Origin of the sequence: Ruminiclostridium josui JCM 17888 (assembly GCF_000526495.1) — a bacterium.
GTDB lineage: Bacteria > Bacillota > Clostridia > Acetivibrionales > DSM-1351 > Ruminiclostridium > Ruminiclostridium josui.
This window is the reverse complement of record NZ_JAGE01000001.1, coordinates 176,153-198,801: the sequence shown is the minus strand read 5'-3', so window position 1 is coordinate 198,801 and position 22,649 is coordinate 176,153. Positions and strand designations below refer to the sequence as shown.

Annotated in this window: 24 protein-coding genes and 1 tRNA gene; 23 read left to right on the top strand and 2 right to left on the bottom strand. The window is 35.3% G+C overall.

The window, feature by feature from the left end:
* The first annotated feature begins 139 nt into the window (after positions 1–139).
* From K412_RS0100950 to K412_RS0100840, 23 genes are all read left to right on the top strand, one after another.
* On the top strand, positions 140–607 hold the full coding sequence (locus tag K412_RS0100950) for a flagellar biosynthetic protein FliO (protein ID WP_034847032.1): 468 nt from the start codon (positions 140–142) through the stop codon (positions 605–607).
* Positions 600–1,400, top strand: coding sequence for a flagellar type III secretion system pore protein FliP (gene fliP / locus K412_RS0100945; RefSeq protein WP_024831364.1), 801 nt, complete (start codon positions 600–602; stop codon positions 1,398–1,400). Before K412_RS0100950 ends, fliP begins: the two co-directional genes overlap by 8 nt.
* A gap of 74 nt (positions 1,401–1,474) precedes the next feature.
* Positions 1,475–1,744, top strand: coding sequence for a flagellar biosynthesis protein FliQ (gene fliQ / locus K412_RS0100940; RefSeq protein WP_014313932.1), 270 nt, complete (start codon positions 1,475–1,477; stop codon positions 1,742–1,744).
* A 17-nt stretch (positions 1,745–1,761) separates the two neighbouring features.
* On the top strand, positions 1,762–2,559 hold the full coding sequence (gene fliR / locus K412_RS0100935; RefSeq protein WP_024831363.1) for a flagellar biosynthetic protein FliR: 798 nt from the start codon (positions 1,762–1,764) through the stop codon (positions 2,557–2,559).
* A gap of 30 nt (positions 2,560–2,589) precedes the next feature.
* Positions 2,590–3,735: a flagellar biosynthesis protein FlhB gene (flhB, locus tag K412_RS0100930; RefSeq protein ID WP_024831362.1), complete on the top strand. Its 1,146-nt coding sequence runs from the start codon at positions 2,590–2,592 to the stop codon at positions 3,733–3,735.
* Positions 3,736–3,771: 36 nt separating this feature from the next.
* Positions 3,772–5,796 carry a flagellar biosynthesis protein FlhA gene (gene flhA, locus K412_RS0100925; protein ID WP_024831361.1) on the top strand — a complete coding sequence of 675 codons (2,025 nt, stop codon included), beginning with the start codon at positions 3,772–3,774 and terminating at the stop codon, positions 5,794–5,796.
* Positions 5,797–5,845: 49 nt separating this feature from the next.
* Positions 5,846–7,015, top strand: coding sequence for a flagellar biosynthesis GTPase FlhF (gene flhF, locus K412_RS0100920; RefSeq protein WP_024831360.1), 1,170 nt, complete (start codon positions 5,846–5,848; stop codon positions 7,013–7,015).
* 1 nt (position 7,016) lies between these two features.
* A complete protein-coding gene (locus K412_RS0100915) occupies positions 7,017–7,922 on the top strand; it encodes a MinD/ParA family protein (RefSeq protein ID WP_024831359.1) in 906 nt (301 codons plus the stop codon).
* A 174-nt stretch (positions 7,923–8,096) separates the two neighbouring features.
* Positions 8,097–9,167 (top strand): protein-glutamate methylesterase/protein-glutamine glutaminase, encoded by a 1,071-nt coding sequence (locus tag K412_RS0100910; RefSeq protein ID WP_024831358.1) that lies wholly within the window; start codon positions 8,097–8,099, stop codon positions 9,165–9,167.
* Position 9,168: 1 nt separating this feature from the next.
* Positions 9,169–11,247: a chemotaxis protein CheA gene (locus tag K412_RS0100905; protein ID WP_024831357.1), complete on the top strand. Its 2,079-nt coding sequence runs from the start codon at positions 9,169–9,171 to the stop codon at positions 11,245–11,247.
* Between the two features lie 118 nt (positions 11,248–11,365).
* Complete coding sequence (locus K412_RS0100900) at positions 11,366–11,812, top strand: chemotaxis protein CheW (RefSeq protein WP_024831356.1); 447 nt, start codon at positions 11,366–11,368, stop codon at positions 11,810–11,812.
* A 31-nt stretch (positions 11,813–11,843) separates the two neighbouring features.
* Positions 11,844–12,464 (top strand): chemotaxis protein CheC, encoded by a 621-nt coding sequence (locus K412_RS0100895; RefSeq protein WP_024831355.1) that lies wholly within the window; start codon positions 11,844–11,846, stop codon positions 12,462–12,464.
* Positions 12,464–12,952 carry a chemotaxis protein CheD gene (locus tag K412_RS0100890; protein ID WP_024831354.1) on the top strand — a complete coding sequence of 163 codons (489 nt, stop codon included), beginning with the start codon at positions 12,464–12,466 and terminating at the stop codon, positions 12,950–12,952. The genes K412_RS0100895 and K412_RS0100890 overlap by 1 nt, the downstream gene beginning before the upstream one ends.
* A 47-nt stretch (positions 12,953–12,999) precedes the next feature.
* Positions 13,000–13,389 carry a hypothetical protein gene (locus tag K412_RS0100885; protein ID WP_024831353.1) on the top strand — a complete coding sequence of 130 codons (390 nt, stop codon included), beginning with the start codon at positions 13,000–13,002 and terminating at the stop codon, positions 13,387–13,389.
* A 41-nt stretch (positions 13,390–13,430) separates the two neighbouring features.
* Entirely contained in the window at positions 13,431–14,195 is a 765-nt protein-coding gene (locus K412_RS0100880) for a FliA/WhiG family RNA polymerase sigma factor (protein WP_024831352.1), read from the top strand.
* A 10-nt stretch (positions 14,196–14,205) separates the two neighbouring features.
* Positions 14,206–15,597 (top strand): DUF342 domain-containing protein, encoded by a 1,392-nt coding sequence (locus K412_RS0100875; protein ID WP_024831351.1) that lies wholly within the window; start codon positions 14,206–14,208, stop codon positions 15,595–15,597.
* 92 nt (positions 15,598–15,689) lie between these two features.
* Positions 15,690–15,974 carry a hypothetical protein gene (locus K412_RS0100870; RefSeq protein ID WP_024831350.1) on the top strand — a complete coding sequence of 95 codons (285 nt, stop codon included), beginning with the start codon at positions 15,690–15,692 and terminating at the stop codon, positions 15,972–15,974.
* A 31-nt stretch (positions 15,975–16,005) separates the two neighbouring features.
* Positions 16,006–16,638 carry a DUF6115 domain-containing protein gene (locus tag K412_RS0100865; RefSeq protein WP_024831349.1) on the top strand — a complete coding sequence of 211 codons (633 nt, stop codon included), beginning with the start codon at positions 16,006–16,008 and terminating at the stop codon, positions 16,636–16,638.
* A gap of 48 nt (positions 16,639–16,686) precedes the next feature.
* Complete coding sequence (locus tag K412_RS0100860) at positions 16,687–17,223, top strand: ABC transporter substrate-binding protein (RefSeq protein WP_024831348.1); 537 nt, start codon at positions 16,687–16,689, stop codon at positions 17,221–17,223.
* An 88-nt stretch (positions 17,224–17,311) separates the two neighbouring features.
* Positions 17,312–17,398, top strand: a tRNA-Leu gene (locus tag K412_RS0100855).
* Positions 17,399–17,854: 456 nt separating this feature from the next.
* The gene (locus K412_RS0100850) at positions 17,855–18,070 is read left to right on the top strand and encodes a hypothetical protein (protein ID WP_024831347.1); all 216 of its coding nucleotides are present in this window, start codon (positions 17,855–17,857) and stop codon (positions 18,068–18,070) included.
* A 26-nt stretch (positions 18,071–18,096) separates the two neighbouring features.
* On the top strand, positions 18,097–18,654 hold the full coding sequence (locus tag K412_RS0100845) for a helix-turn-helix domain-containing protein (protein ID WP_051461006.1): 558 nt from the start codon (positions 18,097–18,099) through the stop codon (positions 18,652–18,654).
* A 285-nt stretch (positions 18,655–18,939) separates the two neighbouring features.
* The gene (locus K412_RS0100840) at positions 18,940–20,286 is read left to right on the top strand and encodes an O-antigen ligase family protein (RefSeq protein ID WP_034847028.1); all 1,347 of its coding nucleotides are present in this window, start codon (positions 18,940–18,942) and stop codon (positions 20,284–20,286) included.
* A 25-nt stretch (positions 20,287–20,311) separates the two neighbouring features.
* Here the strand turns inward: K412_RS0100840 and istB are convergent, their stop codons facing one another.
* Positions 20,312–21,070 carry an IS21-like element ISCth9 family helper ATPase IstB gene (gene istB / locus K412_RS0100835; protein ID WP_024831344.1) on the bottom strand — a complete coding sequence of 253 codons (759 nt, stop codon included), beginning with the start codon at positions 21,068–21,070 and terminating at the stop codon, positions 20,312–20,314.
* Complete coding sequence (istA, locus tag K412_RS0100830) at positions 21,070–22,554, bottom strand: IS21 family transposase (protein WP_024831343.1); 1,485 nt, start codon at positions 22,552–22,554, stop codon at positions 21,070–21,072. The genes istB and istA overlap by 1 nt, the downstream gene beginning before the upstream one ends.
* Between the last annotated feature and the right edge of the window lie 95 nt (positions 22,555–22,649).

The window sequence follows — 22,649 nt, the reverse complement described above, 5'->3', positions numbered from 1 at the left end:
TATGTTAAAGAAATTTGCTTCTATTGCCATACAACTTTTACTGATAACAGCAGGATATTTTATAATGGATGAGTTAGTCTGAATTAGAAAGCATGTAAGTTTTCATACAAAAATTACAAGAGGAGCTTAATGAATTATTATGACCGTGGTTAATGTTATACTGGCTTTTATAGTAGTTATGGTTCTATTGCTTCTGACTACAAGGTATTTGGCATATAAGTCCAAGAAAATACTTAAAGGAAATTACATGCAGATTATTGAGACACTTAACCTTGGTATCAATAACAGGATTCACCTTGTTAAAGTTGCTAATGAATTTTTTCTTGTAGCAGCTTCAAATAAAAATGTTGAATTTTTATCAAAGGTGAGTATCAATGATTATCAGGAGCAAGAAATAAAAAATCCAATTTCAGAGGTTGTTGATTTTAAATCAATACTGAAAAAGTATACTAACGGGTTAACTTTTGGTGCAAAGACTAAAGAAAAAGTTTCTGAACCTTCGCAACATGAAAATGAAAGCGAAAATAATGCGGTATTCAGGAGTAATTTAGAAAAGCTAAAAAACCTGTCAAATAGTATGAATAATCATCGGAGAGAAAATGGATAAAAAGAAGAAATTTAAAAGGTTAATAGTATTTACCGGAATTCTGGTTGTTATTTTTTGCTTAATGGGCGGACAGGCCCTTGCTGAACCAACAGTATCTGTTACTAAAGATGGTATAAATATAGGTGCATCCAGTGACCCTAAAGAGGTTTCTTCGAGTATACAGCTTTTATTAACATTAACGGTTCTGGCAATTGCTCCTTCAATATTAATTATGATGACAGGATTTACCAGAATAATAATTATTCTGTCATTTTTGAGAAATGCTCTTGGAACACAGCAGATGCCGCCTAATCAGGTATTAATAGGTTTAGCTTTATTTATTACACTGTTTGTTATGAGTCCCGTATTGTCTGATATCAATGACAATGCATTTCAGCCATATACCCAAGGGAAAATTACACAGCAGCAGGCAATAGATAAAAGCTCTCAAAGCATTAAAACCTGGATGGTTAAGCAGATATTCAGCAATAAAAGGGAAAAGGATTTAGAATTATTTATGACTCTTGGAGGTCAGAAGGACCCTGTAAAGGTTCAAGATGCTTCAAAACTGTCGCTTAAAGTAGTTGCTCCGGCCTTCTTAATTAGTGAACTTACAGTAGCATTTAAATTTGGATTTTTGATATTTCTTCCATTTTTAATAATTGATATGGTTGTTTCAAGTTCATTGATGGCAATGGGTATGATGATGCTTCCTCCAATTATGATTTCATTGCCTTTTAAGATATTACTTTTTGTGCTGGTGGACGGATGGTCTATGCTTACACAATCAATTATTACTAGTTTTGCCCGGTGAGAAACCGGGTGGACAAAGTTGGTTTGTATATTGAGTAATAGTTTTACGTTAGTGTATAGAGGGGTGGATTCTCAATGGACGAGAGCAGCATTATAAACATCGCACAAGAAGCTTTAAAAGTAATATTGTATGTATCCGCACCTATTCTGTTAATCAGTATGGTTGTCGGTTTGGTAATAAGTATTTTTCAGGCAACTACACAGATTCAGGAGCAGACTTTGACTTTTGTTCCGAAAATTTTATCGGTTGTAGCAGCCATAGCACTTTTTGGTTCATGGATGTTGAGAGTACTGATAGAATATACACAGAATATATTTATAAACATTAATCAGTTTATAAAATAATTTGGGAGTTGAGATCATTGCAGATACCTTTTGGTATATTGCTTAATAGTGTAGAACTATTTCTACTTATATTTGTAAGGATGACAGGGTTGTTTGTAACAGCTCCCATTTTTGGAAGAAGGAACATTCCTGTATACTATAAAGTTGGATTTGCCTTTATAACTGCTATTTTAGCGTCTAGTGTAATAAGGGTGGACCATGTAATTAATACTGATAATTTTTTGATTTTTGCTTTATATATATTAAAAGAATTTTTAGTAGGTATAGTAATTGGATTTGTAGCTTATGCGGTATTTACATGTATATATCTGGCGGGACAGATTATTGACATGCAGATTGGATTTGGAATGGTAAATGTATTTGATCCAATGTCAAATATACAAATTCCTATTACTGCAAATCTTTATTTTATATTGGCAATGATTATTTTTTTGGTTACTAATGGACACCATATGCTGATTAAGGCATTATATGAGAGTTTTCAGATTGTTCCATTAGGAAGCGGTGTAATCGGTCCTAAGCTTACAGATGATGTAATAGGCATTATAGCAGGAGTATTCAGTATGGGTTTTAAAATAGCCGCTCCTGTAGTAGCTGCAATATTTATTGCTGATGTAGTTTTGGGAATTATATCAAAGACTATACCTCAAATGAATGTATTTATACTCGGTATGCCTTTGAAAATATTTTTGGGTATACTTATTGTTATGGTAACAATACCTGCTTTTGTATATATAGTGACAGTTATTACAGATGACATGAATACACAGATATTCAAGTTCCTTGAGGATATGGGGAATTCCTTGAAAACATAAATATTTATTCGTTGCCAATTGGAGGATGGAATGAGAGACCCCATAACAAACAATATATTTGAAGCAGATTGTAAGCTAGAATTAAATTATCAGCTTTTTGCATCCGGTGGTGCAGAGGATAAAACCGAAAAAGCAACTCCAAAGAAGAAAAGTGATGCAAGGAAAAAGGGACAAGTATTTCAGAGTAGAGAAGTAACAGCATCGCTAATTCTTATTGTAATGGTTGTTACAATAAAGATATTTGGTGGTTCAATTTACGCACAGCTTACACAATATTTGAAGAAGACATTTAATGAGTATCTTACAGTCAATGATGCAATAGATTTTGATATACTTGCGAATCTATTCATTGATGTCTTAATGGTTTTGGCAAAAACGGTGCTTCCGCTACTTTTAGTGGCTTTCCTAACGGCCTTGATTGTTAATTATGCACAGGTCGGAATACTGTTTACCATGGAAACCCTGAAAATTAAGGGAGATAGAATAAATCCATTAAGCGGCTTTAAAAGAATTTTTTCTTTAAGGTCGGTAGTAGAATTATTAAAGTCAATTATTAAAATATTAATTGTAGGCTGGGTAGCATACTCATATCTCAAATCAAAAACCGAGCAGGTATTAACCCTGATTGATACTGATTTGATGAATATATTGATATTTATAGCTGATGCAGCATTTACCGTGGCTTTAAGAATATGTATGGCTATGGTGATTTTGGGATTTGCAGATTATCTATATCAAAGATATGATTATGAAAAGAACCTGAAAATGACTAAACAGGAAGTTAAAGAAGAATATAAACAGACAGAGGGAAATCCTGAGATTAAGTCTAAAATCAAGCAGAAACAACGTCAGATATCTATGAAAAGAATGATGCAGGATATTCCCAAGGCTGATGTGGTTATAACTAACCCTACCCACTTTGCCGTAGCGCTAAAGTATGATGCGGAAAAGGCGGCTGCACCATTTGTAGTGGCAAAGGGACAGGATTATATAGCACTTAGAATAAAACAGGTAGCCGCTGATAATAAGGTACAGATTGTTGAAAACAAGCCATTGGCTAGAACATTGTACAGTACAGTAGACATCGGACAGGCTATTCCGCCTGATTTATACCAAGCTGTTGCGGAAATACTTGCTTTTGTATACAACTTGAAAAACGGAGGTAAGGCAGGATAGCAGCGAAGTTTTTACTTAGGAAAAGGGGGACAAAAAGTGGCAAAAATTAACAATTTTTTTGTACCATTAGTTGTTGTACTTGCAATTTTAAATCTTATTTTGCCAATACCTACAGGAGTGTTGGACTTTTTGCTTGCAGTAAATATAGTACTTGCAGCTGTAATTATGCTTAATACAATATATCTTAAAACGGCACTTGACCTTTCAGTTTTTCCAACGTTGATAGTTGTTACAACCATATTTCGTTTATCACTGAATGTTACGGCCACAAAACTAATATTGGCAAAGGGTGAAGCAGGCCACGTTATCAGGGGTTTTGGTCAATTTGTAGGAGGAAATAACCTGGTTGTTGGCTTTGTTATATTCTTTATAATTATGATTGTAAACTTTTTAGTAATTACAAAAGGTTCTGAAAGAGTCGCAGAAGTTGCTGCCAGATTTACTTTGGATGCTATGCCTGGTAAACAGATGGCTATAGATGCCGACTTGAATACTGGTCTTATAAATGATGCAGAAGCAAAAGAACGCAGAAAAAAGATACAAAGAGAAGCAGATTTTTATGGTTCCATGGATGGTGCCAGTAAATTCGTAAAAAATGATGCCATTGCAGGTATTATTATTACGTTAATAAATATTACAGGCGGTATCATTATAGGTGTTGTTATGCTTGGTAAGGATATTAGTGAAGCTTTACAAGCATACACAATTTTGACTATAGGTGATGGTCTGGTAAGCCAGTTGCCTGCACTTATGCTGTCAACAGCTACAAGCTTTATTGTTACACGTGCAGGTGCAGATTCTGATCTTAACAAAGATGTTGTAAAGCAGTTATTCTATAATCCTAAAGTTCTTATTATAGCAGCACTACTAAGTATTGGTATGGCACCTTTTTTAACCCCAATACCTTTTCTAATTCTTGCTGCAGTCCTATTTTTCGTAGATTATAAAATTAAACAACTTCAACAAGAAGCTGATAAGGATGAGGAAGTACAGATTCAAGAAAGTGAAGTTGAGGAAATCAGAAAACCTGAGAACGTTGTAAGTCTTCTTCAGGTTGACCCTATAGAACTTGAGTTTGGATATGGCATTATCCCTCTGGCAGATGTAAATCAGGGAGGAGATTTGCTGGATAGAGTTGTATTAATCAGAAGACAATTGGCCCTTGAACTTGGTATGATAGTACCTGTTATCAGATTAAGAGATAACATTCAGATAGGACCAAATGAGTATATTATTAAAATAAAAGGTAATCAGGTTGCAAGGGGAGAATTATTGTTTGACTATTTCCTTGCAATGAATTCAGGGGATGTTGATGAAGAGCTTGAGGGTATAAAAACCATAGAGCCTGCATTTGGTTTGCCTGCAATATGGATTCAGGAAAATCAGAGGGATAAAGCTGAAATGCTGGGATATACTGTTGTTGATCCACCTTCAATTATTGCAACACATCTTACTGAGGTTATAAAGAAACATTCATTTGAGTTGCTTGGAAGGCAGGAAGTACAGGCATTGGTGGACAATATCAAGCAATCTTATCCTGCTATTGTTGATGAACTTGTTCCTAAGATTATGAGCATAGGTGAAATACAAAAAGTACTTGCAAACCTCTTAAAAGAAAATGTAACAATTCGAGATATGGTTACTATTATGGAAACCTTGGCGGATTATGCTCCTGCTACTCATGATGTTGACATGTTGACTGAGTATGTGCGTCAGGCTTTAGGAAGGTCAATATCACAGAAATTCCTTAACGGAAATACAAATGTAATTACACTGGATCCTAAGGTAGAGCAGATGATACTGGATTCTATACAAAAAACTGAGTTTGGATCATATCTTGCTCTTGACCCTGCTGTATCTAATACAATAATAAATAGTGTTTCAAAAAATGTTCAAAGATTAATACAACTGGGAAGTCAACCTATTATACTGGCTTCGCCTGTTGTAAGATTATATTTTAAACGTATGACAGAAAATGTAATTCCAGGTTTAGTGGTTTTATCTTATAATGAAGTTGATTCTGGGGTAGAAATACAATCAGTAGGAACAGTGACTGTTTAATGTAGATTAATAAGCGTAATCTGTTGCAAACAAATCCGGAGGTTAACGTATGAAAATAAAGCGCTATATGGGTAAAAATACACAGGAAGCTTTGCTGAAAGTTAAAATGGATCTTGGAAATGATGCCATTATTCTGAGTACAAAAAAGGTAAGACAAAAAGGCTTTAAAAAGTACTTTACCAGTCCTATGATGGAGGTAATGGCCGCGATAGATGATGATTCAGCAAAAGCGTCCAAAAAGGAGTTAGCAAGATCTGACAGCTCCTTGGCAAACGACATAAACCCTAAAAATATGCTATCACAAAAAGAGGAAAAAATAACTCAGCTAGAGAATAAAGTAACTAAAATAGAGACTTTATTAGACCGTATACTGGACATTATAAAACCGGAAAATAAAAGTGCTGATTTTGTTAAAAGCGATGAAACTGCAAAATTATCACAGGTATTCCAATTATTATATAATAACCTGTTGAAAAACGAAGTAGATCAGGATATTGCTCAAAAGATCATTGAAGAAGTTGCTGAGAAAAGTGATGCAAGAAATATTAATGATGCATCACTGGCTATGTTATCTGTTATATCTTCAATATTGGGAAAGGCAGAGCCTATCAACTTCAGGCAGGATGGCAAGCCTACGGTAATACTGTTTGTAGGCCCTACCGGCGTAGGAAAAACAACTACACTTGCTAAACTTGCTGCTTCATTTATGTTAACAAACAATAAAAATGTTGGGTTTATTACTGCCGATACTTATAGAATAGCTGCTGTTGACCAACTTAAGACTTATGCAGAAATACTTGGAATACCCATATCAATTGCCTATTCGACAGAGGAAATTAGCAGCCAAATAGAGAATTACAGTGATAAGGACGTAATACTTATAGACACTGCTGGATGCAGCTACCGAGATAAACAAAAGTTTGAGGAATTACAAAAAATCATAGAAGTTTGCAATGCAGATGAGGTATTTCTTGTATTGAGTGCAACTGTAAGCTCAAAAAATTGCAGAGATATAATTAAAAACTACGGATTTATACCAAATTACAGACTTATCTTTACAAAGCTTGATGAAACGCCTGTTTATGGTAGTATACTTAATACAAAATGCTATTCGGATAAACCTCTGGCGTATATAACTAATGGACAAAACGTACCCGATGATATAGAAGTGGTTAACACGGAAAAGATATCAAAAAATTTACTGGGGAGCATATCATAATATGATAGATCAAGCTGATAAGTTAAGGCAGATAGTTAATAATCTTAATAAAAAGGAAAACCTGCAGCAGCCTCAAAACTTAGCAGAGCAAAAACGTGCAAAGGTTATTACTGTAACCAGTGGAAAAGGTGGGGTAGGTAAAACAAATGTTACCGTAAACCTTGCAATAGCTCTTAGTCAAAGAGGCTACAGAGTTGTAATAATTGATGCTGACTTGGGTTTATCAAATATAGATGTTGTATTTGGAATTGTGCCTAAATACACAATGTTGGATTGTATTAAAAATGGAAAGGATTTAGTGGACATACTGTGTGATGGACCAGGAAATATAAAATTTATTTCCGGCGGTTCAGGTGTACAGGAACTAATTAACCTTGACAAAAGTTCTTTGGAAATTTTTATGGCAAATATGTCATTACTTGATCATATTGCTGATTATATTTTAATAGATACAGGTGCCGGTTTATCTGATACTGTTATGAATTTTGTAATGTCTGCCGACGAAGTAGTTCTTGTTGTAACACCGGAACCCACGTCTATTACCGATGCATATGCATTAGTAAAGACTGTATCAAATATAAAAAAAGACTGTGCAATAAATGTTTTGATAAACAGAGCTGAAAGTGAGCAAGAGGCTAAAAATGTGTACAATAACTTTGCAATGGTTTCTGAAAAGTTTTTAGGCATGAAACTTCATTCACTGGGTTATCTGCCATTTGATCAGATGTTAATAAAATCAGTAAAACTTCAAAAGCCGTATTTGTTAAGTTATCCTAAAAATTATACTAGTAAGTTATTTGTAGAACTTGCTGATACACTTATAAAAAACGACATGAATCAACAAAAAAATACACAATCTGGCATAAAAGGTTTCCTGAACCGCTTTGTTGGGTTGTTTACTCATTAATAAGAGAGTATACTATAATTAAGTGGGATTATTTTGGGATGTTTTATAAGTTTAACGGGGAAAAAATAAACATTTATATTTAAAGTATATAAAATTGGCTACAAAGACAGTATGAAAATAATAGGATAATAGTAAGTCAGCAATGAAACTTCGAATATAAAGCTGAGGTAACCAATGAGTTTAAAGTTAAAAAAGAACAATCCAATAAAGGTATTGATTGTAGATGACTCTGCATTTATGAGAAAAGTGCTGTCAGACATGCTTAACTCAGATGATTCTATTTCTGTGGTGGGTACTGCTGTTGATGGTAAAGATGCATTGGAAAAAATACATCATTTACATCCGGATGTGGTAACATTGGATGTAGATATGCCTGTAATGGACGGGATTAACTGTTTGAAGCAAATTATGCAGAGAGTTCCCAAACCTGTAATAATGTTTGGAAGCGAAACAGAGTATGGTACTGAAATGACCATAAGAGCACTGGATGAAGGTGCAGTTGATTTTGTTGTAAAGCCAAAGAATATATTTGAAATAAAAAATGATTCTAAGAGAAATGAAATAATAGAGAAAATTATTATTGCTAAAAACATTAAGCTAAAATCTATTCAAAAAAAGACGATAGATAGTGATAAAAGAGCAGCCTCAAAAGGCAGAAAGCCTGTGAAAAATATTATAGCAATTGGAAGTTCTACAGGTGGGCCAAAGGCATTGCAAACAGTTATACCATACTTGCCAGGAGATATGTCCATAGCGGTTCTGATAGTTCAGCACATGCCTCCTGGATTTACTAAGTCCCTGGCTGAAAGATTGGATAGTAAGAGTAACTTGATAGTCAAAGAAGCTACCCATAAAGAAAAAGTACTTGAGGGTTATGCATATATAGCACCTGGGGACTCACATATGAAGATTCAAACATCTGCAAATGGTGATATAATAATTAATTTGGATAAATCGCCTCCTGTTGGAGGACATAGACCATCAGTAGATGTTATGATGACTTCTCTGTCGGAAACAGGGTTACAAAATATAATCGGTGTTATTCTGACAGGTATGGGTGCTGATGGAAGTGCAGGAATTAAAAAATTAAAGGAAGTAAATAAAAGTTTTATAATAGCCCAAGATGAAGAAACAAGCGTAGTTTATGGAATGCCAAAAATGGCAGTACAAACCGGAGCAGTAGACAAAATAGTATCACTTGATAAAATTCCAAGTGAAATAATCCAATATTTGGGGGTGCGTTAAAATGGATATGAGTCAATATTTACAAATATTCATAGAGGAAGCAAAAGAACACGTTCAGAGTTTGAATGAGTGCCTTTTGCAAATAGAAAAGGATCCTGAAGATAAAGATGTGTTAAACGAGATTTTCAGGGTGGCACATACACTTAAAGGAATGGCAGGAACCATGGGGTATACTAAAATGACAAAATTAACCCATGACATGGAAAATGTTCTTCATGCTATTAGAAACGATGAAATCAAGGTTACTTCAGACCTTGTTGATGTGTTGTTTAAATGTCTTGATGCACTTGAAAATTATGTAAACAGTGTAGTTAATACCGGCGGAGAGGGCGATAAGGAATATAAAAATGTAATAGATGCCCTTAATGAGATACTGGCCAATAAGGGTACAGTTAAAACTCCTGAGAAAACAAGATCAGCAGAAAAGCCTGCACAGCCTGTTAATGAGGATAAATATTTAACTGCACAGATGCAACTTGATGAGTTTGAGAAAAATGCAGTAAACAAGGCAAAAGATATGGGCATCAATGCTTTAAAGATTACTCTTGTGCTTAATAGCGGGTGTCTGTTGAAATCAGCAAGAGCATTTATATTATTCCAAACATTGGAAAGATATGGTGAAATTATAAAGTCACAGCCTTCAGTACAAGATATTGAGGATGAAAAATTTGATAATGAATTCACAGTAATTGTAGTATCAAAAGAAAATGAACAGCTTTTTGAAAAGGAATTGAATTCCATAGCAGAAGTTGATGAAGTCGTTATATCTACTCTTGATAAGTTTGATACTGACAGTTCTTCTGCAGCTTCAGAAGCAGACAAACCTGTTGTTGAGGCAAAAGCCAGTGAAACTGTGCAGGAGACTCAAAAACATGTAACTGAGCATCAAGAATCTCCAAAGCCAAGTGCTAATAATGCTCCTAAAAAAACACAGAGAACAGTCAGAGTTGATATTGACAGACTTGATGTTTTAATGAATCTTGTTGGAGAACTTATAATAACAAAAACGAGACTTGAAGGAACTGATATAACCGAAAAGCCTCAGGAATATCATGAAACTCTTGAATATCTTGAAAGGATAACTACTAATCTCAATGACGCTGTTATGAAGGTTAGAATGGTTCCTGTTGAGACCGTATTTAACCGTTTCCCTAGAATGATAAGAGATATCGCAAAGGATTTGGGTAAAGAAATAGAATTGAAGATGTCGGGTGAGGAAACAGAACTTGACAGGACTGTTATTGATGAAATCGGAGATCCTCTTATCCACTTGCTCAGAAATTCCTGTGACCACGGTCTGGAATCTACCGAAAAAAGAAAAGAACTTGGTAAGCCTGAGGTAGGAAGAATTAACCTCACAGCATACCAGTCAGGAAATAACGTATTAATTGAGGTTGAAGATGACGGTGCAGGAATAAATATAGAAAAGATAAAAAATAAAGCTGTAGAAAACGGTATAATAACTAGAGAAGCTGCTAATTCAATGACTCAACAAGATGCAATAGAGCTTTTATTTAGACCAAGCTTCAGTACTGCTGACAAGATTACAGGATTGTCAGGAAGAGGTGTGGGTCTTGATGTGGTTAAAACCAAAATTGAGCAGCTTGGAGGAACAGTTGAAGTTGAAACACAAAGCGGTAAGGGAAGTAAATTTATTATAAAATTACCGTTGACATTGGCAATATATCAAGCATTATTGGTAAATGTAGGCGGAGAAAAATATGCTATACCATTAGGCTCAATTTATCAGATATATAATTGGTCTGCAGAAGATGTAAAAACTGTTCAGGGACAAGAGGTTATATTGCTTCGTAACATGGTTGTACCTATTACAAGGCTTGCTGATTCTCTTGAGGTTCCAAACAGGGAGGAACAAGCTAACCAGAAACAGTTAAAAATAGTAATTGTTAGAAAAGGTGAAAAGCTGACAGGACTTGTTGTAGACAGTGTTATAGGACAGCAGGAAATAGTTATTAAATCTTTGGGTAAACTCCTGACTGGAATCAAGTATTTGGCTGGGGCTACAATACTTGGTGACGGAAATGTGGCATTAATAGTTGATGTAAATTCCATTACTTAACTTATGAACTAGTGCGGATTAAATATAGGATTCCAAATAAAATAAATAATGGCACAGACAGTAAGTATGCGATTATATTATATAGCTACTTTTGTCTGTGACGGAAATGGAGATAAATATGGCTGACGTACAACTTCAAGAATTTGAATCAAAACAGTTTATTGTATTTAGTCTCGGAGAAGAGCGTTTTGGTATTGACTCACTTAAAATTACAACTATAGACAGAATGAAAACAATAACAAGGGTCCCTAAAACGCCACCTTATATTAAAGGGGTTATAAATTTAAGAGGGGATATAATCCCTGTAATGGATTTAAGACTAAAATTTAATCTTCCTGTAGCAGAAGAGACGGAAGAAACGCGTATAATAATTTTAAAGCTTGAAGAAGTTTCAATAGGTGTTATAGTTGATCAAGTACTTCAAACGATACAACTTACTGGAGATTCTATTGAGAGTGCTGCAAGTTTAATGAACAGTACTATAGCAGATTATATATTAGGAATTGGCAAGGTTGATGGAGAAATTGTGACTCTTCTGAATTTCGATAAGCTTGTTAAAATATAATTGATTAAAAATAAAAATAGGGGTATGAGTGATGTCAATTAGTTTTGATGAATTAAATAATATTCAGATGGATGTGCTTAGAGAGATTGGAAATATCGGCGCAGGAAATGCAGTAACTTCTTTGGCTAAAATGATAGACAAAAAAGTGGATATGGCTGTACCAGAAGTTAAAATAATGGGATTTGATAAGGTTAGTCAGATTCTTGGTGGTGAAGAAATACTTGTTGTTGGAATCTTGCTTAATGTAACCGGTGATTTAACCGGTAATATGATGTTTATTTTGGACATTAATGCTGCCAGAAAACTGGTAAATATATTACTAGGTTCCAATGATGAAACTAATCTAGATTTTAACGAGTTGGAGTTATCTGCATTAAAGGAAATCGGTAACATACTAACGGCATCATATCTATCAGCATTGGCTGGCTTGACAAACTTAAAAATATTGCCTTCTGTACCGGAACTTGCTATAGACATGGCAGGTGCAATACTAAGCGTACCGGCAATTGAGTTTGGAAAGGTCGGCGATTCAGTATTATATATAGAGACTGAGTTTAGTGAAGGCATTACAAAGGTTTTTGGAGACTTTCTACTGATACCTGATGTTGAATCATACGAGGTACTATTAAGAGCATTGGGAGTTATAGAATAATGGATATTGAAATTATAAAGGTTGGTATGGCTGACCTTAATTCATCGCGTCATCCTTGTATGTTAACTACACTAGGTCTTGGTTCATGTGTGGGGGTTGCCCTGTATGATTCTACATCAAAAGTAGCCGGATTAGCACACGTTATGCTGCCTAGCAGTGAACAAGCAAAAAATAACAGTAACATTGCCAAGTTTGCTGATACGGCTATAGTAAAATTAGTAGATGACATGATAAAACTTGGTGCAAGGAAAGACAGAATAGTAGCAAAACTAGCCGGTGGAGCCCAAATGTTTGTATTTAATCAAAGCTCAGATTTAATGAGAATAGGATACAGAAATGTGGTTGCATCAAAGGAAAAACTTAAACTATTAAATATACCCGTTATATCTGAGGATACGGGAGGAAATTACGGACGTACCATAGAACTGTACTCTGACGATGGAAGACTAATGATAAAGACAATCGGTTTTGGAATAAAACAAATATAGAGCAATATAGCAACATATGATTTTTGTTTTACGACTGAGGTGTAAGAATGGAGACAATCATGAAAATACCGTTTCTATTTGCATTATTTGCAGCTTTTATAGCAGGATTAATTGGTATTAGCACTAATAAAACCATGAATCAGACTTGTATATATATGATAATTGCAATGGTAGTTTTTTATCTTATAGGTGCTTTGCTAAAAGCTACTATTACTGGCATTATAGAAGAGCAAAACAAGCTGAAGGAACAGGAAGAAAAAGAAAAGCAGGAAATGGAAGAGCAGGGAAAATTAAGAATAGAAAAAGAGAAGGAAGAAAAATTGGCCAAAGAACAACATTTAGGTAACAACCTGGATTTAGTCGCAGACAGCGACTTAGACGATGGCTTTACTCCACTAGATTTATCACAGGCAGTGAGGACTAAAATGAAAGAATAACTTTAGTGATAATTATAGTAAGATACTAATTGGAGGACAACATGTTTAGCGAAAATGTTAATCATCTATGGAAACAATATATTGAAACTAAAGATGCCGCTGCAAAAGAAAAGTTAATAATACAATACGCATATCTTATAAAATATGTTGCAGGAAGGCTAAGTATATATTTTGGTTCAAATGTGGAATTTGATGATTTGGTTGGATACGGTGCATTCGGGCTTATTGATGCAATAGAAAAATATGATCTCGCTAAGGGTGTTAAATTTGAAACATATGCCTCTTTAAGAATAAGAGGTTCAATTATAGATAGTATACGTGATATGGACTGGGTTCCCAGATCGCTTAGGCAAAAAAACAAGGAACTGGAAAAAGTATATGCTGAAATAGAAAATGAAAAAGGCCATACTGCAACCGACAAGGAAGTTGCTGAAAAAATGGGGTTGGGTATGGACGATTTTTATAAATTATTAAATGACGTAAATGTGTCTTCAATGATGTCTCTTGATGAGTTTATGGAGCAAAATTATGAAAGAGGACTTGAAATATTTAGTGAAAGTACTGAAGATAAACCGGAAGCTTCCTTGGAATTTAATGAAATGAAGCAGCTTCTTGCTGATTCTATAGACAAGTTACCAGAAAAAGAAAAAGCGGTAATTACATTCTATTATTTTGAGGAACTGACTTTAAAGGAAATAAGTGCTATAATGAATGTAACGGAATCAAGAATTTCCCAATTGCATACAAAAGCACTACTTAGAATGAAAGGGAAGCTGTTTAGGCATAAGATAATGCTTGAATCGTAAAGGAGAAAATATGGTAGAACAAAAAGATTTGAAAATTTTAGTAACGGTTTCACCAGACGAGCTAAAAGCTTATATAACTCTTTACAACACCGGAGACAATTCAGCAATTACAAAAGAAGATATTATTAGCGCTCTTGAAAGTCAGAGAGTAGTTTTTGGAATCAAGGAAGATATTATAGAATATCTTGTTGAAAGCCCAATGTACAACGAAGCATTTTGTGTAGCGGAAGGTATTGCACCTCAAAATGGTAAAAACGGTATGGTTACATACCATTTTAACACTGATGTTAGCAAAACTCCTACTTTAATGGAGGACGGCAGGATAAATTATAGGGAGTTGAATTTGATTCAGTCGGTTCAGGAGGGGCAGGTACTATGCTCTTTGGTTCCCCCTATAAAAGGTGTAGAAGGTAAAACTGTTAAAGGTAGAGTTTTACCCGCTGTAAACGGTAAACCTGCGGTTCTTCCAAGGGGAAAGAATGTTGCAATATCTGAGGATGGACAAACCCTTATTGCAACAACTGCAGGAGAGGTTGAATATCTGGACGCTACGAAAGTAAGCGTTTATACAAACCATGAAGTTCCCGCTGATGTAGATAATTCAACAGGAAATGTTAATTTTGTAGGAAGTGTTATTATAAAGGGTAATGTTTTATCAGGATTCTCTGTAGAAGCCGGCGGAAATGTTGAAGTATTTGGGGTTGTTGAAGGTGCAACAATTAAAGCCGGAGGGAATATTATATTACGACGGGGAATGCAGGGGATGGGTAAAGGAACACTCATTGCCGGCGGTGATATAGTAGCAAGATACATAGAATACAGTAACATAGAAGCAAGTAATAATATTCAGGCCGAAGCCATAATGCACAGTAATGTAAAATGCGGAAACAAGCTTGAGCTAACTGGAAACAAGGGACTTCTGGTGGGAGGTACCTGTAAGGTTGGTAACATTGTAGTTGCTAAGGTTATAGGCTCACATATGGCTACAACTACAGACGTTGAAGTAGGTGTGGATCCTTCTGTAAGGGAAAGATATAAAAATGCAAGAGAAGAATTGATTTCAATGGAAAATGATATAAAAAAGGCAGACCAAGCAATTACAATATTACGCAAGATGGAAAGTGCGGGTGCATTGACTCCGGATAAGCAGGAGATTTTAACAAAGAGTGTTCGGACAAAAGTGTATTTATCATCAAAGATTGAGGAAGTAAAACATGAAGTAGCACTTCTGGATGAAAAGTTACAACAGGAAGGCAATGGCAAGATTCGTGCATTAAATTATATTTATCCCGGAGTAAAGGTTTCCATTGGAACATGTATGATGTATGTGAAGGAACCTCTTCAATACTGTACCTTGTACAGAGATGGTGCAGATGTACGTGTTGGGCCTATTGACAAGTAATAAGAGATCAGTTAATGCTCTTTCCATATGCTTATTACAATTATTACCAAGGATTGTTTAGTTAAATAAATCCGGCATGGGGGGCGGTTTTTTTGTCAATAAAACCTATAGACTTTCAGATGGTAGTTCCAAAGACATCTGAAATATCAAAGATTTATAACGACGACGTTAATAAAAATCAAGCAATTCAGCAGCAGCAGCAAACAGCCAATCAGACGAAAATAGACAATAATCTGAAACAGGTTGTTAGCAGAGAAAATGTGAAAAACGATCGTATTAAAGAAAAACAAGAAAAAAATAATTCAAGGCAGAATGAAAAGAAAAAGAAAAGGCAAAATAAGGATGATGACAGACCCACAATAGACATTAGGGTCTGATAAAAACAAAGGATAAGTTCTAGAGGTGGATATGGGAGCATTTTACGTTACTATAATATTCTTGGGAGTTATTTTGGTAGCAGTAGCTCTTTTTCTGATTTTAATGGATAGGGCTAACGGTAAAGACTTTTTTAAAGAATTTGATCGCAAAAAAGATGAGATGTTCAGTTTAATTCAGGATTCAGAAGAAATGATACATGAACTTAACAGAATGTCTGATTATGTTGTAACAGTGATTTCTGAAAAGAATCAGGAATTTTTCAAAAAAGTTAAAGAAATGGATAACCAAGACAAAGCAGAAGAAAAGTCTGTTAGCAAAATTCAAGAGCAAACACAAATTGAGGAGCCGGTTGTTTTAGACCAGGAGCTTTCAACTGAAGTGGATAAAATTAATCAGCAAATCAATCAGGATATTCAAAAGTTATCAAATATCCAGAGCTACAAGAATATGCAAAGCGGTAAAAAACAGCAAAACGATTCAACCAATGAAATAGTTGATACAAAAGAAGAAAATGAGAAGCCTTCAAAATTGGTACTTAACAGCAGAAGAAAGCAAGTACTGCAATTAATTGAGCAGGGCTTAAGTAATGATGAAATTGCAGAGAAAATGAAGATAGGAAAAGGTGAAATTGGACTTATACGTGGTTTAAGCGGCAGTAAATAGTGTAATTTTACAATTTTGAAGTGATATTTGCATAGTAGGAGTATACAGATGAGAAAAGTGCACGAGAAAAGTATTTTGTTGGGAATCGGCATCGGAATGATTATAACCGCAATAGTTGGTATGATTTATTCCAGCGGGACAGAAACACAAAAGGAATTAACCAAGGAAGAGATAATCAGCCGTGCTAAGACCTATGGCTTGATAGAACCTGTTAGAATACTAGATAAAGATAATTCTGAAGCCACAGATAGTACAGCTGCTGATACAACAAGTGAAAAGTCACCGGGAGTAAGTACTGTTTCTCCGGCTTCAAATGAGGCTGCAGAAAAAACAAGCACTGCAAATAAGGACAACACAAGTACAGATACTAATGAACGAAATATCGTTATTAATATAGAAGATGGTCATACATCAAGCGATGTAATGAAACAACTTCTTAATAAAGGAATCATAGCAAACGAAAAAGATTTTACCAATACTATTCATACTTACAAGGCAACCAGAAAAATTATTTCGGGAACATATAAGTTTAAGAAAAATGAAGATGTAGAATACCTTGTAAAGAAAATATGCGGTATTAAATAACACGTTAAAAATTATTAGTTTTTTGTATTTTAGTATTGCGTTATTTTATTTTCTGTGTTAATATATACAAGCAGCAGATGTTATGTATGCCGAAGTGGTGAAATTGGCAGACGCACTGGACTCAAAATCCAGCGGTAGCGATACCATGTCGGTTCGAGTCCGACCTTCGGCACCATATGAGAGATACCAAGCGGTTAAGACGTTTGGTATTTTTTTGTTGTTTATAATAGTGGTTCTATGTCAATATTGGGGTAGATTAGTAAACTGGAATTTTCATTTACAGAGCCAATTGCTTCAAAGGTGATTGGCTTTCTATTTACTTGCACAATTATACTTTATGTCTTCAACCCCTCTTACAATTCTGCATCAAATACCTAGAATCAAAAAGCTACAATGTATTCTTAGAGATGGAATGTACTCCCATAAAACTATCTTATCGACTAATTAGTAACAATAATTACTTTTTATTGAATGAATAAGAAAATTAACAAATTTATGATATAATTTGTTCCGAAACCTTGTCACTTTTAGTGGTAGCAAAACCTTTTTATCACTATCCCTAAAAGACTGTATAAGGTTTCGTTTTATATAAATACATACTTGGCTACAAATTTTATTTAGGAGGATTACTATGGAGTATTTACAACCGTTTGATGAAATTTTATTTTCATGGAAAAAATGTATCGATTCGGGTCTATCAACTAAAGCCACACCAACTGGTATTGATATGAACTCCAATTACCTACAGCAAATATTAAATGACAGTAAGGAGTTTATATTAATTTTTAAAAGATGTATTAAAAATATTAGAGACATGATTAATGATGACTTTCTTTTTTTATATTAACTAATGGAGAAGGTATTTTATTAAGCATGAAAATGAGCAAAGGGATGAAAAAGGATGCTGATAAATTTTTGATACAGCCTGGAATGTCGTTTCAAGAAGGTATAAGTGGTACAAATGCGGTTAATCTAGCTATAAGTTTGGAAAAGTCTGTTTATATATTACCCCATCATCATTACTGTGATTTTTTGAGAAAATGGTATTGCTATTCTACTCCAATAAACTATAAAGGAAAATTATCGGGGTGTTTGGCACTTTTTATTGCCGGACATCCAATAAAAACTGAACTGATAGCCATTACTGAATTAATAGCGTATCAGATTGCAACTGAACTTAGAAATATTTCAAAAGAATCCCCATGTTGCCAACCAAATATTAAGTTGAATGACCGTCAGATAACTTTATTAAAGCTGCTTGCCATGGGGCTGACCGACAAGGCAATAGCCATGGAAATGAATCTTAATATTGGTACAATAAGCTATCATAAAACTAATATGTATAAAATATTGGAAGCAGAATGTAGCACTCAGGCTGTGGTTAAAGCTCTTAAATTTAATATAATCTCCATAGACCAAATCGAACTTTGAACACTTAAGTGCATAATCCATTTCTTATTTATTGATTTTCCATAAAAAACGTTTTACTCACATGGACGATAATATTGGGCGTTCTTTATTACCACTGTTGTTTTTAATAGTATATGGATAAAGTGCATGATACTGTTATAAAACATAGTATGTTTTAATAAAGAAAAAAGATATAAACATATACATTGAAAGCGATAAATCTTTTACAAGAACACGCAGGTCTGCCATTAAAAAATACAATCCCAGGGGTAGACTTGTGTGTCTACCCTAATGGGAGTCAATAAGGTGAGTAAATTTATGCTGAATCCAAAAAACCTGAATATACAAGTAATAGCTGAAAAAGTTATCATATTCCTTATATACTTTGTCATTTTTGAAAGTCTAATAACAAAATATGTTTTTGACAACGTATTATTTAAATACATCTCGGAAGCAGTTATATACGGTTTAGCTGGGTATTTTATTGTACTCCGTATTAAAGAAAACAAAAGGTTTAGAGTACTTAAACATGAAGTATTTCTGATAATGCTTCCCATTTACTTGTTTATGACTACAATAATCATTAACAGATTTGATATGGTAGTATTTATTATTAGTATTAGAACATTATATAGATACATTGTTTTGTACTTTATTGTGACCAACATTGAATTTACAGAAGACAGTACTAAAAGAATTATAAAGCATATTAAATTCAGCGGTATAATCGTATTGGCTATTGGTACGTTGCAAATACTATTACCACGATTTATGAATCCCTTTTTGACACCCAAAGCTTACCAATTGGGAGATATGGTCAGAGAGGGCAGTATTATGGTTTTTGATGGTAAGGCTATTTTTTCACTACTCGAGAGATATGACAGGTATGGAATATTCTTAATTATTTTTATTTCAGTACTACTGATGGGGGGATATAAAAAGAGAAGCAATATAGTGATAATGATATTGGCTGTAATCAATATGATATATACTTATTCCAGACAGGCGTGGGTAGGTTTAGGGGTAGTAGTGCTGGTAGGGCTAATCCTTAAAAAAAGGTTTTTTGTAATTTTTTTTACGTCGAGTACTTCAGCATTAGGCCTGGCGGCAATGTTGACAAGAGACAATATGGTACAAGATATCTATTTCGGCTCCCCAATGCAAAGGGTTTTGCAGATTTTTAGCGATTCTTACATAAAAACTAGTGTTGAGACAGCTCGGCTCAGGATATTTGTAGATATCTTACCAAAGTTCTTGCACGAATTTAACTTATATACAATTTTCGGCCTTGGAATTGGAAATTTTGCAGCCTTGGCAAACAGTATGACCAATAATGAACTTTATATGAGGTATTTTTTGCTATTTAATGTAGAGTATTCAGGAATATATCATATAAGTGATGTGTATTGGATTGAACTGCTAATGGAGTTGGGACTAGTTGGTATAGCTATTTTTCTCATTTACTTTGTAAGTGCTTTTAAGTATTACCATAACTTCTATACGCAGAAAATAAGCAACTTTTCAAAAGAATTAAATCTCTTAGCATTGAGATTGATTGCGGGGACTGTTGTTATTAATTTTTTTGGCCCTAATATGTTGATTACGAGTTATTCTGTTAATGTCAATCAAAATTTAGGCCACTTACCGGAGTAAAATCAGGCCACCATTTCATAAAAAATCAGTCATTATTTGCCTGCTTGGAAAGAGCCTGCTTAAACCTGTAGCTTTCACCATTGATGTTCAGTATGTGTGCATTATGGGTCAGGCGGTCAAGCAGGGCAGCTGTCATTTGTTCATCGCCTAACACCTCCGTCCATTTTGGAAATTCTAAGTTTGTAGTTATGATCAGGCTGCCTCTCTCATATCGGGAGGAGCAGAACTGGAACAATAATTCAGCTCCGACTTTATTGAAGGGCACATAGCCCAATTCGTCAAGGATCACTAATTGCGGCGCCAGCCATTGCTTTTCTAACTTGTTAAGACGATATTCCTGCTGTGCTGCAAGCAATTCATTTATCAAACCAGCTGCCGTATAGAATTTGACCTTCATACCCTGCCGACAAGCCTCGTAACCGAGCGCAGTTGCAATATGGGTTTTCCCTACTCCGGAGTTGCCTATCAAAATGACATTTTCTCTTCTTCGGATATATTCTCCCTGCATGAGTTTCAATACCCGTGGTTTGTTCAAAGAAGGTATGGCAAGGAAGTCAAAGCTTTCAATCGTTTTGATTACGGGGAAGCCCGCTTGTCGTATCCCTCTCTGAATCCGGTTGTTCTCCCGCTGGTGTACTTCCTGCTCCAGCACACACAGCAGATATTCTTCATAATCCAGATTGTTGTCTGCGGCTTCTCTTGCCAGGGATTCATAGGTTTTTGCCACCTGAGGCATTTTTAGCTTCTTCAAGTAAGTTTCAATAAGCATTTTATTGACCGGCATTATTGCCCACCTCCTGACATGAGAGCGCTGTATTTGCTGAGATCAGGAGGTATTACAACAACCTCGGGGATGCCCTGAAGCTTGTCTTTGCTGACAGGAGCCGTCTTAGGATTGCCTGAGACCAGCAGCTGTCCTAATATGTTAAATAAACCGTCATAACTGTATACATTGTATGCCATAGCTATTTCAATAGCTTCTGTCACCAGTGCCGTAGGGTAATCCCTGTGCAGCATAAGTATCTTTACGAATTCCCTGTTGCCTCTCGGACTTCTTGCATTTAAGCTTCGACGATACTGCTCATAAACGGGTGCCAGCATCTGAGGTTTATATACTTTTGTGTTGCCCAGGGCGCGTGATTTTTGCAGCAGCAGTTCCAGATAGTGATCAAGCTTTATCTGCTCCTGGTATCGTCCGTATATCCTTGGATGGCTTGCTATCATTGTCCCTTTGTATAGTATTTTTACTTCATCTGCTGTAGCTTTAACAGTGACTTTCTCTCCCACATATATCGTGGGAACAGAGTATCGGTTAGTTTCAAACTGTACCATAGAATAGCGGTTGACCTTTGCTTCTTTATACCTCGCGCCATCAAACCTTACTGTCGGTAATGGCCTCAAAGCAGCCCTTTCCGCCTCCCATTTCGGATTACTTTCCAAAATCTTTATGCATTCGTTGTGCAGATATTCATTCAACTCCTCAAAGGAATCAACCTCAGGGTAGGGTACGAAGAACCTTCGCACAGCCTCTTTGCCTGCATTCTCCACACCGCCTTTATCGCTTCCCTTTGCTGGCCGGCAGAATGAAGATTCATAAAGGTAATGGGTACGTAAGGCGATAAATTGCTCCTGTTCTTCTCTGTTGCTGCCTTCGAGTATCTTCTTCACTGCCGTTTTTAGATTGTCATATGCTATCTTGTATGGTACACCGTTCATAAACTCAAAGCATTTGATATGCCCATCAAAAAATGCTTCCTGTTTCTCAAAAGGGTATGCTCTTACGTAGAATCCGCCTGATCCTCTCAACTTCATTACAAACAAATGTGCCTTGGTTTCTTTGCCTTTCAGATAAAAGTATGCTTCTGTCCAGTCCACTTCTGCATAGGCCCCCAGTTCGAACTCCAATGGCAGGAAAGCTTCCTTTTGCTTTCTGTATTCCTTCCTCAGGTAATCCATTACAGTATTGTATCCGCCCAAGAAGCCTTCTTTTTTAAGTGTCTCAAATATTTTAGTCCCTGTGTGACGCTGCTTACGATGCCTTGTTTTATCGTCTTCTATTATTTGCTTGATCATTGGTATGTATGGGCCTAATACCGGATGGCTACGTTCTTTTGTCAACTTATATTTCGGCGGTTTTGGTTCATCCATGGAAATATATTTTGAGATCGTATCCCTGTGCATTCCAGTTCTGCGGCTTATTTCCCTGATACTTAGGTCTTCCATGAAGTACATTTTTCTGATATCCTCTAATTGTGCCATCTTAATCATATCCTTTCCTCCTGTACGATGATGCTGTCAACATAATCATACAGGAAATTTGATTAAGGTGGCCTAATTTTTTACCGGTATGTGGTACAATTTTA